At 63.2% G+C, this 13,268-nt stretch carries 11 protein-coding genes; 7 read left to right on the top strand and 4 right to left on the bottom strand.

From position 1 onward, the window contains the following. Positions 1-123: 123 nt before the first annotated feature. From QQK95_RS14645 to QQK95_RS14625, 5 genes are all read left to right on the top strand, one after another. Entirely contained in the window at positions 124-834 is a 711-nt protein-coding gene (locus QQK95_RS14645) for a hypothetical protein (protein WP_284273631.1), read from the top strand. Positions 835-939: 105 nt separating this feature from the next. Then, complete coding sequence (locus QQK95_RS14640) at positions 940-1,677, top strand: dienelactone hydrolase family protein (RefSeq protein WP_284273630.1); 738 nt, start codon at positions 940-942, stop codon at positions 1,675-1,677. Between the two features lie 118 nt (positions 1,678-1,795). Further along, positions 1,796-2,356, top strand: coding sequence for an RNA polymerase sigma factor (locus tag QQK95_RS14635; RefSeq protein WP_284273629.1), 561 nt, complete (start codon positions 1,796-1,798; stop codon positions 2,354-2,356). Between the two features lie 2 nt (positions 2,357-2,358). Continuing rightward, positions 2,359-4,464 (top strand): YfbK domain-containing protein, encoded by a 2,106-nt coding sequence (locus QQK95_RS14630; protein ID WP_284273628.1) that lies wholly within the window; start codon positions 2,359-2,361, stop codon positions 4,462-4,464. Between the two features lie 363 nt (positions 4,465-4,827). Beyond that, positions 4,828-5,097: a hypothetical protein gene (locus QQK95_RS14625; RefSeq protein WP_064984317.1), complete on the top strand. Its 270-nt coding sequence runs from the start codon at positions 4,828-4,830 to the stop codon at positions 5,095-5,097. Positions 5,098-5,108: 11 nt separating this feature from the next. Here QQK95_RS14625 and bmt read toward each other — a convergent pair whose 3' ends face one another. Both bmt and QQK95_RS14615 read right to left on the bottom strand, forming a co-directional pair. Further along, entirely contained in the window at positions 5,109-6,131 is a 1,023-nt protein-coding gene (gene bmt / locus QQK95_RS14620; protein WP_284273623.1) for a betaine--homocysteine S-methyltransferase, read from the bottom strand. A 149-nt stretch (positions 6,132-6,280) separates the two neighbouring features. Next, entirely contained in the window at positions 6,281-7,138 is an 858-nt protein-coding gene (locus tag QQK95_RS14615; RefSeq protein WP_284273621.1) for a helix-turn-helix domain-containing protein, read from the bottom strand. Between the two features lie 229 nt (positions 7,139-7,367). On the opposite strand from QQK95_RS14615, the gene QQK95_RS14610 reads away from it, so the two are divergent. After that, positions 7,368-8,378, top strand: a complete 1,011-nt coding sequence (locus QQK95_RS14610) for a fatty acid desaturase (protein WP_284273619.1) — start codon at positions 7,368-7,370, stop codon at positions 8,376-8,378. 93 nt (positions 8,379-8,471) lie between these two features. Continuing rightward, positions 8,472-9,299 carry a phosphate/phosphite/phosphonate ABC transporter substrate-binding protein gene (locus QQK95_RS14605; RefSeq protein ID WP_284273617.1) on the top strand — a complete coding sequence of 276 codons (828 nt, stop codon included), beginning with the start codon at positions 8,472-8,474 and terminating at the stop codon, positions 9,297-9,299. Here the strand turns inward: QQK95_RS14605 and QQK95_RS14600 are convergent. Together QQK95_RS14600 and QQK95_RS14595 are read right to left on the bottom strand one after the other, a co-directional pair. Next, complete coding sequence (locus QQK95_RS14600) at positions 9,264-10,619, bottom strand: M24 family metallopeptidase (protein WP_284273615.1); 1,356 nt, start codon at positions 10,617-10,619, stop codon at positions 9,264-9,266. The genes QQK95_RS14605 and QQK95_RS14600 overlap by 36 nt on opposite strands. Before the next feature lie 9 nt (positions 10,620-10,628). Then, positions 10,629-13,199: a GcvT family protein gene (locus QQK95_RS14595; RefSeq protein WP_284273612.1), complete on the bottom strand. Its 2,571-nt coding sequence runs from the start codon at positions 13,197-13,199 to the stop codon at positions 10,629-10,631. Between the last annotated feature and the right edge of the window lie 69 nt (positions 13,200-13,268).

Here is a 13,268-nt window from a genome sequence, read left to right as displayed (position 1 = left end):
CACTGACGATTGTCGATGATCGGGGAAAGGCGTGGAGCCATACTATTTCGGGTTGCTCCCACCCTCACGACCCCGCGCGAGAGTCGCGGAGTTCCAGAGTTTCATAGGGCGACCATGTCCAACATGACGTCCCTTGGACTGCAATCAGACGGTTGCCGATTGGGCTTTGGCGACATCGAAGAGGCCCTAGCCGTCCACGGTCTCGTTCTTCGCGGCGGCTTCAATTTTGCAACAGACGAAGCGCCGCCACTCGGCTTATCGGGCGCGCCGGCAAGGTCCGCGCTGCTGGTCGGGCAGGCGGGTGCGGCGCCCTGGCCGCATTTCCTGCGCTGGTGGGAGCCGCAGCCTCCGACAATCGCCAATCCGCTCGACAGCTGGTCGCGGCAGGTCATCGGCGATGTGGCGAAGGCATTCGGCGCGCGCGCCGTCTCTCCCTCGGACAAGCCCTATCTGCCGTTCCAGCAATGGGCTGTTCGGGCTGAGGGACTGAAACCGTCGCCGCTTGGCATTCTCATGCATCCGCAATACGGGCTTTGGCATGCCTATCGCGGCGCGTTGCTGTTCGAGGACGAGATCGCGCTTCCCGAGCACGGCGAGGCAGTTCATCTCTGCGATGCCTGTGTCGAGAAGCCTTGCCTGAAATCCTGTCCGGTCGATGCATATTCCACGGCAGGTTTCGCCTACCGGGCCTGCCTGGCGCATGTGCGGGGTGGAAATGGCGAACCGTGCCGGAGCGGCGGTTGCCTCGACCGCAATGCCTGCCCCTACGGCACGGAATATCGCTATCCGCCTGATGTCCAGGCCTTCCATATGGCGGCATTCGCCGATCCGTAATCGTCAGTTGATCCTGCACGAGATGTTGACCATCAGGCTCAGGGAATGCCTTGCCGCGGCAGGCCGCGCGGATATGTATCGCGCATCTGACAAATGGAGCAGGCAATGACCAAGCAGGACCTCAGGATCAAGACACGTGATGGCGTGGCGAAGGCGGGTCTGTTCCGCTCAGCCAAGACGTCCCCAGCCAAGTCGGGCGTCATTCTCTACCAGGACGCCTTCGGTCCGCGTCCGGCGCTCGACGGCATGGCCGAGCGCTTGGCGGGCGAGGGTTATGCGGTGCTGGTGCCTGACCTCTTTTATCGCAACGCGCCCTACGGTCCGTTCGACGCCAAGACAGCCTTCACCGAGGAAAAGACCAAGGCAGCGCTGATGGCGCTGGTCACCGGCACGACGCAGGAGATGACCATCAGCGACGGCGAGGCCTTTCTCGATGCGCTTGCCGGCGAAGGCGTTACGGGTCCGATCGGCACTGTCGGCTATTGCATGGGCGGCGCGCGGGCGCTCAACGCCGCCGCGGCCTACCCGGACAGGATCAGGGCCGCCGCCAGTTTCCATGGCGGCAATCTCGCCAGCGATGCCGCCGACAGCCCGCACCGCAAGGCGGCATCGATCAAGGCGCGGGTCTATGTCGGCATGGCCGGCATCGACCGGAGTTTTCCGCCTGAGCAGTCGACGCGGCTGGAGGAGGCGCTGCGCAATGCCGAAGTCGACCACGCCATCGAGAACTATGTCGGCATGGCGCATGGCTGGTGTGTGCCGGACCACAGCGTCTACAACGAAGCCGGCGCCGAACGGCATTGGCGAAGGCTGATCACGCTGTTTGCCGAAACACTCGGGTGAAGCTTCCGCCTGCCTGGCACCTTTTCCCCGTAGAACGGGGAGGAGGAAGAGGCGGTGCGTAAAGAATCTTTGCATCACCCCAAGGAATAGCCATTAGCCTTCGTCCAACAGGCAAATGATGGCGATGATGCTGGATGAAAGAGAAGCCTCCGACGCCGAACTGATCGGGCGGGCGAAGGGCGGAGACAGGGGGGCCTTCGGCAAATTGCTGGAGCGCCACTACGACTTCGTCTATCGCGCCGCCTATCGCTGGTGCGGCAAGAAGGCCGATGCCGAGGACATCGCCCAGGAAGTCTGCGTCCGTCTCGGCAAGGCGATCCGCGACTATCGCGGCGGCGGCGCCTTCACGACATGGCTCTATTCCGTGACGATGAATGCGGCGCGCGACATGATGCGCAAGACCGCGCGCGAGACGGTAAAGACCGAAGCCTATGGCGTCCATGCGCTGATTTCGGGCGAGGCCCCGGCCGAGAGCGATGATCCGGCCGAGGCGCTGTGGGCCGCCGTGCGGCAGCTTCCGGACAAGCAACGCGACGCCGTGCTGCTGGTCTATGGCGAGGGCTTGAGCCACGCGGCCGCCGCCGAGGCGATGGCGATCTCGGAGACGACGGTTTCCTGGCACATCCATGAAGCGAAGAAACGGCTGAAGACGCTGATGCGTTCAGCCGGGGAAGTGTGACCATGGTCGACGACAACGAACTCAACAGACTGCGCGATATCGCAGCCCCGGCCCCGGGCGAGAGCGCGAAGGCGCGCGCCTTCGAAGCCGCCCTGCGCGCCTATGATGAGGAAAATATTTCCGCCGTGACCCAAGGATCGGCCGGCGGCCTTCGTCTCACAGAGCGAGCACAAAAGCTCTGGAGCGAGATCATGCAAAAGAAACTCATAGCCACGCCGGCCCTGGCCGGGCTCATCGCCCTGCCGATCGCCGGTTACGCCACTTTCCATCTGCTGAGGGAACAGCCGCCCAAATTCGGCGGCGACGAAAAGATCACCGAGACGCTGGCCGACAAGCCGGCGGCGTTGAAGCCGGCCGAGCCGAAGCAGGCTCCGACCGGGTTGGAGAAGGACAAGAAGGCCGACGCGGACGTTGAAAGCCGCGATGCGACCGACGTGCTTGTAGCGCCGGCTTCGCCGCCGAAATCCGAATCGGCCCAGGCTGGCGGCACAGCTCAACAGACTGCCAATGAACGCGCGGTGGTGGCCGAGCCGGCACCACCGGCGCCGACGGGTGAATTCACGCTGAATAGCACCGCGCCAAGCACCTCGCGGCTCGCCCGCGTGCCGGCTGCCGAGTCCAAGCTGATGGCGCCGCAGCCGACCATGGCGCCGGCGGATCAGATCGCGCCGCAGGAGGAAAACCGCAATCGCGTCCAGGATTTCAAGACCAATCCGGTGCATGCCGCGCTGGAAGATCCGGTCTCGACCTTCTCGATCGATGTCGATACGGCCTCCTATTCCTTCGTGCGCCGTTCGCTGAAGGAAGGCGCCGTGCCGCAGGCCGACACGGTTCGTGTCGAGGAGATGATCAACTACTTCCCTTACGACTGGAAGGGGCCGGACTCGGCGTCGACGCCATTCAACTCGACCGTCAGCGTCATGCCGACGCCGTGGAACGCGCACACCAAGCTGATGCATGTCGCCATCAAGGGCTTCGACATCAAGCCTGCCGAGCAGCCGAAGGCCAATCTGGTCTTCCTGATCGACGTCTCGGGTTCGATGGACGAGCCGGATAAGCTGCCGCTGCTCAAGTCGGCGTTCCGGCTGCTGGTCAGCAAACTCAGGGCCGACGACACCATCTCGATCGTCACCTATGCCGGTGAGGCCGGCACCGTGCTGATGCCGACCAGGGCTGCCGAGAAGGACAAGATCCTGAATGCGATCGACAATCTCACGCCCGGTGGTTCGACCGCCGGCGAGGCGGGCATCAAGGAGGCCTACAAGCTTGCCCAGCAATCCTTCGTCAAGGACGGCGTCAACCGGGTAATGCTGGCCACCGATGGCGACTTCAATGTCGGCCAGAGCGACGACGATGATCTCAAGCGCCTGATCGAGCAGGAGCGCAAGAGCGGTGTCTTCCTGTCGGTGTTCGGCTTCGGCCACGACAATCTGAACGACCAGATGATGCAGACCATCGCCCAGAACGGCAACGGCACCGCGGCCTATATCGACACGCTGGCCGAGGCGGAAAAAGTGCTGGTCGAGGATGCCTCCTCGACGCTGTTCCCGATCGCCAAGGACGTGAAGATCCAGGTCGAGTTCAACCCCAACAAGGTCTCGGAATACCGCCTGATCGGCTACGAGACCCGGGCGCTGAACCGCGAGGACTTCAACAATGACCGCGTCGATGCCGGCGACATCGGCTCGGGCCATTCGGTCACCGCGATCTATGAGATCACGCCGAAGGGCAGTGGCGGCGAGCAGATCGACCCGCTGCGCTATGGCCAGGCCACGGTCAACAATGGCGGCGTCGCCAATGCGGACGAGTATGCCTTCGTCAAGATCCGCTACAAGCTGCCGAACGAGGACGTCTCGAAGCTGATCACCACGCCGGTGACATCGGCCAATGAGGTGGCGTCCTTCGACCAGGCCAGCACCGACCAGCGTTTCTCCGTCGCGGTTGCTGCCTTCGGCCAGAAGCTGCGCGACGAGGATGCGACCGCGAAGTTCGGCTACGACAAGATCATGGAGATTGCCACTGCCGCCCGAGGAGCCGACCCGTTTGGGTACAGGTCCGAGTTCCTCTCGCTTGTGCGCCTTGCCTCGGCGCTGGGCGGCAACCGGTAGTGGCGATGACGGCCGGTTTCCTTCAGATGGGATCGTTCTGACAGGGGAAATCGGCCCACGGGCGGGTGAGGCAGGCCGGCGAGGGGTCATTCCCTTGCCGGCCTTTTTTTCGGATCTGTCGATATTCAGGTGAGGCCGGCCTGCGAATGGCGGTTTCCTGCGCGTCCGGTGCTCACGTACTTAAGTACGCTCCGCTCCGGTTCTCGGAACCCACCATTCTCGGCTCGGCCTGACCTGAATCTCAACAGATCCTAGGTATGGCGCTTTCCGACACGATCGTTAAATTGCGCGGTATTTCCGGTACCGGATCGCAATTTCCTGTTGCTACACCGGACTTGTTTACAGGGCTTGAGGGAGCCGGAATTGCAGATCAGGACTATCGCCAACTCGCCGCCGCCGGTGCGAGACGCTTCCACGGTTTCTTCAGCCCCATCGGCCGAATCCAGACGCATCAGCGACGATGTCGCGCAGGCGCGTCACACCGCCATGTCGGCGCTGACCAATGACCGCTTCCGCGCCATGCTGGAACAGATCACCGATCCGGCTTCTTCCGGCGCGCTGATGACGATGCGCGGCGACAATGTGGTCGACTTCAAGTCGGCGCAGTCGAGCTACGCCGACAACAGCGAATAACCAAAAAAGCTTCAGGCCCGGCTGCGACGACGCTCGCGGCGGGCTTCGCTGGTCTCGGCGGTGTTTTCCGTCGCCACCTTGTTGCGCATCGGACCGATGCGCTCGACGATCGTCTCGACCGTCGGACGACCCGCCTTGGTGTGCGCGTCGAGCGCCTTGCGCATGGCGGCGAGGTGCTGGAACGAAGTGCCGCAGCAACCGCCGACGATCTTGGCGCCGGCATCGACGGCGAGGCGCACATAATCAGCCATCAGTTCCGGCGTGCCGGAGTAATGGATCTCGGTGCCACGGAATTCGGGAATACCGCAATTGCCCTTGACGATCACCGTCGCCTGCGGCTTCGCCTCGGTCATGTCGAGCAGCGAGGCCAGAATGTCGGAGGCGCCGACGCCGCAATTGGCGCCAACACCGAGCGGTGCCTCGGACAATCCATCGGCGACGCCGTGGATGTCTTTCGGCAGCAGGCCCATCATGGTGCGGCCGGCGGTGTCGAAGGAGCCGGTATAGGTGTAGGGGAGGCCAACGCGGATGGCGGCTTCAGCGGCGGCGCGGATCTCGTCGGGCGCTGACATGGTTTCGATCCAGGCGACTTCGGCGCCGCCTTCCTTGAGACCCTCGATCTGCTCGGCAAAGGCGTCGACCGCCTCGTCATAGGTCATGGCACCAAGCGGCACCAGCAATTCGCCGGTCGGGCCGACGGAGCCGGCAACGATCACCTTGCGGCCGGCCTTGTCGGCGACAGCGCGGGCAATCTCGGCGGCGCGCTTGTTGAGCGCATGCACGCGGTCCTGCGCATGGTGGAGTTTCAGCCGGTGGCGGGTGCCGCCGAAGGAGTTGGTCAGGATGATGTCGGCGCCTGCGTCGACGAAATTCTGGTGCAGGCTGGTGATGGTGTCGGGTGCCGTCTCGTTGAGCAGCTCCGGTGCCTCGCCCGCCTCCAGACCCATCGCGAACAGATTGGTGCCGGTGGCGCCATCGGCCAGCAACACGCCCTTTTCAGCCAGCAGGGCATCGATCGGATTGGTGGTGGTCATCGGATTGGCTTTCGTGTTTCGAATTGAAATAAGGATATAAAGAAGTCCTTATGTCTAGTCAATGATTTGCAGCGACCTTCGGCAATGCGATTGGCCAGGCTCTCGACCATGTCGGGCCAAGCAAATCGACTGACCATGATTGCCGTCGATCAGACAGCGCCTGAGGGGAACGACATGCCGGCCAGGTTTCGGGCGAAGGCGGCGGCCTCGTGCGGATTGACGTCGGCGGCTCGGATCAGATTGTCGAAATGCTGGGTCAGCGCCTGGATCGGCTGGGTGGCGTTCAGCACGACATACATGTCGCCGACATAGATGGCGGCGCGGTAGGGGCCGAAGATGGTGAGCGGGATCGAATAGCGCATGCGGCCGTCATAGAGAAACAGGCGGAAGGTCGGATAGAGATCATCGAGCAATGTCGCCATATGGGCGAGCTGCTGGCGGCGGTCGGCCTCGGGAAAGCGGTCCCACACACCGAGCCCGCGCGCAAAAATCTCCAGCGTGTGGCGCGGCATGCAGACTTCCATGTCGGTTTCCGGGCGCCGGTTATATTCGATGCGGTATTGCGTCTCGCTGGCCTGCGCCAGGCGGCTCCTGTTGGTGATGTTGGCCTCGTAGTCGACCAGCGCGCGGGTTCGCAGCAGATCGGGGATGCCCGCCGGGACGTAGCGGATCTTCGTGCCCGCGGCCTCGGCGAACCATTTGGCGAGCAGCGTGCGGTCGAAACCGTCGGGCGCTTCCTCGATCTCCAGGCTCTCGCGGATCTCGCCGGTGACACCTTCGTCTTGGCTCAAGCCCAGCAGCCAATCCAGCGACACTTTGAATTCGGCGGCGATGTTGAGCAACGTTTCGGCGCGCGGCAGGCGCGTCGAAGCGCCCGACATCAGCTGCGACAGCGCCGACCGGTCGATGCCGACAGCTGACGCGAAGGCCGACTGGTTGAGGTCGGAACGTGTCAGGAGCAGCTTCAAACGCTCCCGGAAGATTGCTGACAGGTCGCGTTTGTCCATCGTCCGGTCCTCCGAATCATGAGGAAAAATTTGCGCCGAAGCGGCCTACCGAGGCATCTCAGGCGTAAATGAATCCCTAAGCTTGTTTACAATGTGTAACATGTGCGGTCAAAAATGCGCAATCGCAACATTTTGTATACTTTGTCGCGTTGAGTGGAATCGCTTCTCCTGACACTATGCTGTCAGGAACCGTTTGGGTTCCGACGACTGAGGGGCAGTGGTCGATAGCATGACAGGCAAGAGCATCAAGCGACGCAACGCACCGGCCATCGAGTGGCCGACCGTGGTTCTCGCTTTCTTCTGTTACGGAACGTGGCTTGCCACCGGTTTCCTGCTCTGGCCATCCTATCCCATTCTCGCGCTCGCCATTCTCGGCTTCATCCTGGCACTGCAGTCGTCGATCATGCACGAAGTGCTGCATGGCCATCCGACGCGCAGCGCGTTGATCAACGAGGCTTTTGTCTTCCTGCCGATCGGTCTGGTCTGGCCGTTCCGGCGTTTCAAGACATTGCATTTGCGCCACCATGCCGACGAGCGGCTGACCGATCCGCTCGACGATCCGGAAAGCTATTACCAGGCGCTGTGGCAGCACGACGATTTGCCGGCGACGATGAAGTTCCTGCTCAAGATCAATAACACCATGGCCGGCCGTTTCTTTCTTGGCCCCTGGCTGTCCTGCATCGGCTTCTTCATCGACGATTTCAAGCAGATGATGGCCGGCGACATGGCGATCCGCAAGGCTTGGCTGCTGCATGCGATCGGCCTCGCCATCGTGGCGCCGATCGTGCAGTTCGGCTTCGGCATTCCGCTATGGCTCTATATTCTTGCGCCGGTCTGGCTCGGCCAGTCGCTGATCGCGATCCGCACCTTTGCCGAGCATCAGTGGTCCGAGCATCCGGAAGGCCGCACGGTGATCATCGAGCGCTCGCCGTTGTCGTTCCTGTTCCTCAACAACAATCTGCACTTCGTTCATCACAAGACGCCGACTGTGGCCTGGTACAGGCTGCCGAAACTGTTTCGCGAACGTCGTGACGAGTGGCTGCGGATGAACAATGGCTATGCCTATCCGAACTATTTCGCGCTGATCAAAGCCTATGCTTTCAAGGCGAAGGAGCCGATCGTGCATCCGGTGCTGCGACGTGCGCCTGAGCACGGCCGGGCGTTCAAGCCACGCATCCGGGCGCGCAACATCAATGGGCTCGGCACCGCGCCGGTGCCAGCCGAGCCGCCCAAGGAATAATTCGGGGCATCCCTCGGGTTCCGTGTCGGCCAGTTCTGATTGGACGCCGCGTTTTTGCGATACTTCTTCCAGACGTGATGATTTGATATCGGCATGAGCGAACTGATTGCGGCATTGCCCATGTATGACTGGCCCGAAGTGCGCGGCGAGGTTGACGCGCAATGGGTACGGTTGCGGGACGCCTTCGGGCAAAAGGGCATCGACGCGCCGCAGACCATGGTGCGCCGCAATGGCGACCTGCCGCCGGTGCCGGGCGGCATCCACGACGCCGGGGGAGCCTTGATCGCGCCGGATCCGGCGACGTTGCCGCCGGATGAACTCGATTATCACCGGCTCTGGCTGCACCCGGCGCTGCTGTTCGCGCAGACCTGCTGGGGACCGATGGAACTCGGCCTTGCGAGCCATGTGCAAGTGGTCGGTCAGCCAAGCTACGACGCTTACGAAGGCGGACAGGGCGAGCTTTATTCGAGCGCGCTGGTGATGCGGACGGGCGAGGGGCCGGCGGTTCGCTCGCCGGCGGACGGCAAGGCCTTGCTGCCGCTCGACCTTATCCGTGGCAAGCGGTTCACCTTCAACAGCCTGGATTCGATGTCGGGCACGATCGGCTTGACGCGCGATCTACAGGCGGTCGGCGAAACCCTTGAGCTCTTTTCCTCGCGCAGCGAAAGCGGCGGTCATCGCGCCTCGATCGTTGCTGTTGCCGAGGGCAGGGCAGATGTCGCCGCGATAGACTGCGAAAGCTGGGCGCTGGCGCAGCGTTTCGAACCGGCGGCGGGCAAGGTCGTGATCGTCGGCTGGACGGCGCGGCGCAAGGGCCTGCCCTTCATTACCGCCAGGACGACGCCTGAAAAAACAGTCCGGGCAATGCGCGAGGCCCTTGCCAGCCTAGCCGAGCAGCCTCGCATCCAACGGGTAGGTTGAAAGCTGCTCGTTGCCGGTCTCGGTGATCAGGATCTGCTCCTCGATCTTCACGCCTTCGCGGCCGCCAAGCCTGCCGATATAGCTTTCCACGCACAGCACCATGCCGGGTTCGAGCACGCCGTCAGGCGTGTCCGGCGTCCAGTCTCCGGCATGCGGCAAAGTCGGGTATTCGTCGGCCAGGCCGACACCGTGGTAGAGCACGCCGTAGCGGGTCGGGAAGCAATCTTCCGGCGGTACGGCCGAGCGTTCGACAAGGTCGCGGAACGAGATACCGGGTCGCATCAACTGTGTGTTGTGCTCGATCTGTTCGGCGGCAACGCGGAACAGGTCGCGCTGTTCATTGGTCGGCTTGGCGTCGCCGCAAAGCCACGTGCGCGAAAGGTCGGCGCAAAAGCCGTAGGGGCCGATCAGGTCGGTATCGAAGGCGACGAGATCGCCGGCCTCGATCATGCGCGACGAGCATTCCTGGAACCAGGGATTGGTGCGGGGGCCTGACGCCAGCAGCCGCGTCTCGATCCATTCGCCGCCCCGCGCAATGTTGCCGCGATGAAGTTCAGCCCACAATTCGTTCTCGGAGATACCAGGCTTCAGGGCCTGTTCCATCTCTCCCATCGCCGCCTCGCAAGCGACGATGGCGCGGCGCATGGCGAGGATTTCCTCCGGCGATTTGATCAACCGCGCATTCTCCATAACAGCTTCGCCATTGCCGATGGAGATGCCGAGGCGCGCCAGTTCCTCGACGCCTTCCGGATTAATGTGGTCGACCGCTATGCGGCTGTTGCCGTCGCCATGTTCCCTGACCAGATCGGCAATGCCGGCGGCCCAGCGGCGGACTTTCTGCTCGGTCAGTTCACCGCCATAGAGATACATCCACGATACGGCCGGGCGCACCTCGTCGACGACGCCGGAATGATCGGACAGATGCTCGCAGGAGAAATAATCGAACAGCACAACCGGGCCTTCGGTGGCGACGAAGCAATGCCGTGTCGGGTTGTGCGCCACCCACAGCTGCATGTTGGTCGAGTCGGTGGCGTAGCGGATGTTGACGGGGTCGTAGAGCAGGGCGCCGGCATAGCCGCGCCGCTTCAGCTCGGCGCGGATGCGCTCCAGCCGGTATTTGCGCATCGCCGGAAGATCGGGGGCGGCAACGCCCGCCGCCGCCCATTCCGCTTCAGCCTGGACGCCATAGCCCAACACATGCTGGTTGAGCGAAGCCGCCTTCTGGCGGGAGGCTTCGCGCAGCGCCTCGATCGAGCCGGGCTCGAACGGCATGATCTTGCGATGGCGACCGAAGCTGCCCTTTGGCGCCGCGCTGTCCATGGCTGAACCTCAGGTCCGCATCTTCTCGCCACTCGGGTCGAAAGGCGCCTCGACATTGATGCGCGCCGGGCGACGGTGGCCGAGGATCTCGATCTCGAACAGGCCGGCACTTTCGTCTTCGGCAAGGGCTGCAGGAACGTAGCCCTGCGCCATCGACTTCTGGACGTAGTGGGCATAGCCGCCCGACGTCACCCAGCCGACCACGCGCCACTCGCCATCGACGATGCCGCGCACGGCGGACGCGCCTTCGGCGGCCTTGGAGCCGCGCACTTCCTTGCCCTTGTCGTCGAAGCGCGGCGCGCCATAACCATGCGGTTTTTCGACCGTGCCAAAATCCTTGCTGACCTTGGCCCAGATCGGCTCGTCACCCATGACGTCGGCGTCCGCCGCGTCGACGATGAAGGAGACGCGGCGCAGTTTTGGTCCTTCGGCCTGTTCCTTGGCGGCGGCCTCACGGCCGATGAAGTCGTTCTTCTCGAGCTTGATGAAGCGGTCCATCGAGCCTTCGAACGGTCCGTAGATCGGCCGCAACTCGCGAAACCAGGTCGGGAAATTCTTTTCCAGACGCATCGACAACAAAGCACGCATGCCGAAATCGACCAGGCCGAACTCCTCGCCGGCATCCTTGATCGCCTTGTACACCAGGCGCTGGTAGGCCGGCGCCATCCAGATCTCGTAGCCGAGATCGCCGGTATAGGTGATGCGGTTGACCATGCAGGGCGCGCCGCCGACCGCCATCTCGCGGAAATCCATGAAGCGGAAGGCCTTGGTCGAGATGTCGACGTCGACCAGCTTCTGCAAGAGATCACGCGACTTTGGTCCGGCGATCGACAGGCCGACCAGCGTCTGGTCGAAGCGGTGGATGCGCACCGAACCGTCTTTCGGCAGGTGCTTCTCGAACCAGCGCATGTGGTATTTCTGCGCGGCCGATGAGCCCCAGATCATGAAGCGGTCTTCACCGGCCTTGGCGATGGTGAAGTCGCCGATCAGCTTGCCGAATTCGTTGATCATCGGGGTGAGCACGATGCGGCCGGTCTTCGGCATGCGATTGGTCATCAGCCGGTTGAGGAACTCTTCCGAGCCCGGTCCCGACACTTCGTATTTGGCGAAGTTGGCGATTTCGGTGACGCCGACGCGCTCACGCGTGGCGCGCACTTCCTCGCCGATCGGGCCGAAATCGTTGGAGCGGTGGAAGGAGACGACGTCTTTCGGCTCCTTGCCCTTCGGCGCGAACCACAGCGGGGTTTCCAGACCCCAGCTATCGCCCATGACGGCGTTGTTGGCCAGCATGGTGTCGTAGAGAGGCGTCGTCTGCGCCGGGCGTGCGGCCGGCAGTTCCTCGTTGGGGAAACGGATGGAGAAGCGGCGCGAATAGTTTTCGCGCACCTTGGCGTTGGTGTAGCGCAGGCCGGCCCATTCGCCGAAGCGGGCGACATCCATGCCCCAGACGTCGAAGCCGGGATCGCCATGCACCATCCAGTTCGACAGAGCGAGGCCGACGCCGCCGCCCTGGCTGAAGCCGGCCATGACGGCGCAGGCGCACCAGAAATTGGTCAGGCCCTGCACCGGACCGACCAGCGGGTTGCCGTCGAGCGCGAAGGTGAAGGGGCCGTTGATGATCTGCTTGATGCCGGCCTTTTCGATGCCGGGGAAATGCTTGAAGCCGATTTCCAGCGACGGCGCGATGCGGTCGAGATCCGGCGGCAGCAGTTCATGGCCGAAATCCCAGGGGGTGTTGACTGGAGACCACGGCTTGCAGGCCTTTTCATAGGTGCCGAGCAGGATGCCGTTGCGCTCCTGGCGGGTGTAGATCTCGCCCTTGAAGTCGAGCACGCCGATCATCTCGCGGCCGGTCGACTTGTTGAATTCCTCGACCTCCGGCATCGGCTCGGTGAGGAGGTACATGTGCTCCATGGCCAGCACCGGCAGCTCGACGCCGACCATGCGGCCGATCTCGCGCGCCCACAGGCCGCCGCAATTGACGACATGCTCGGCGTGGACCGTGCCCTGTTCGGTGACGACGTTCCAGGTGCCGTCCGGCTGCTGCGTCAGGTCAACGACGCGGTTGCGCAGCACGATCTCGGCGCCGAGTTTCTTGGCCGCCTTGGAGTAGGCGATCGTGGTGCCGGACGGGTCGAGATGGCCTTCGACCGGATCCCACATGGCGCCGACGAAGTTCTTCTCGTCCATCAACGGGAACATCGCCTTGGCTTCGGACGGCGTGATCAGCTCGGTGTCCATGCCGAGATAGCGCCCCTTGGCGTGGGCCAGGCGCAGGAAGTCCATGCGCTCGGGCGTATCGGCCATCATCACGCCGCCGGTCAGGTGCAGCGAACAGGACTGGCCCGAGATTTCCTCGATCTCCTTGTAGAGCTGCACGGTGTAGGCCTGCAGCTTGGCGACGTTGGGGTCGCCGTTCAGCGTGTGGAAGCCGCCCGCCGCATGCCAGGACGAGCCGGAGGTCAGCTCCGAGCGCTCGATCAGCATGATGTCGGTCCAGCCGGCCTTGGCCAGGTGATAAAGCACCGAGCAGCCGACGACGCCGCCGCCGATGACAACCGCTTTTACATGGGATTTCATGAAGATAGGTCCGTTTTTGCGTAAATTGAATCAGAGGTTTCGATCGCTGGCGCCACGACGGCCGCCAAG

The organism is Mesorhizobium huakuii, from assembly GCF_030160235.1.
Classification (GTDB): domain Bacteria; phylum Pseudomonadota; class Alphaproteobacteria; order Rhizobiales; family Rhizobiaceae; genus Mesorhizobium; species Mesorhizobium huakuii.
This window is presented reverse-complemented; position numbering and strand designations above follow the sequence as displayed.

Bases quoted from the DNA above. Each gene is read 5' to 3' on its own strand.
- QQK95_RS14600 (WP_284273615.1), bottom strand. From the start codon at position 10,619: ATGGACAGCGCGGCGCCAAAGGGCAGCTTCGGTCGCCATCGCAAGATC.
- QQK95_RS14630 (WP_284273628.1), top strand. From the start codon at position 2,359: ATGGTCGACGACAACGAACTCAACAGACTGCGCGATATCGCAGCCCCG.
- QQK95_RS14615 (WP_284273621.1), bottom strand. From the start codon at position 7,138: ATGGACAAACGCGACCTGTCAGCAATCTTCCGGGAGCGTTTGAAGCTG.
- QQK95_RS14640 (WP_284273630.1), top strand. From the start codon at position 940: ATGACCAAGCAGGACCTCAGGATCAAGACACGTGATGGCGTGGCGAAG.
- bmt (WP_284273623.1), bottom strand. From the start codon at position 6,131: ATGACCACCACCAATCCGATCGATGCCCTGCTGGCTGAAAAGGGCGTG.
- QQK95_RS14610 (WP_284273619.1), top strand. From the start codon at position 7,368: ATGACAGGCAAGAGCATCAAGCGACGCAACGCACCGGCCATCGAGTGG.
- QQK95_RS14605 (WP_284273617.1), top strand. From the start codon at position 8,472: ATGAGCGAACTGATTGCGGCATTGCCCATGTATGACTGGCCCGAAGTG.
- QQK95_RS14595 (WP_284273612.1), bottom strand. From the start codon at position 13,199: ATGAAATCCCATGTAAAAGCGGTTGTCATCGGCGGCGGCGTCGTCGGC.
- QQK95_RS14645 (WP_284273631.1), top strand. From the start codon at position 124: ATGACGTCCCTTGGACTGCAATCAGACGGTTGCCGATTGGGCTTTGGC.
- QQK95_RS14635 (WP_284273629.1), top strand. From the start codon at position 1,796: ATGGCGATGATGCTGGATGAAAGAGAAGCCTCCGACGCCGAACTGATC.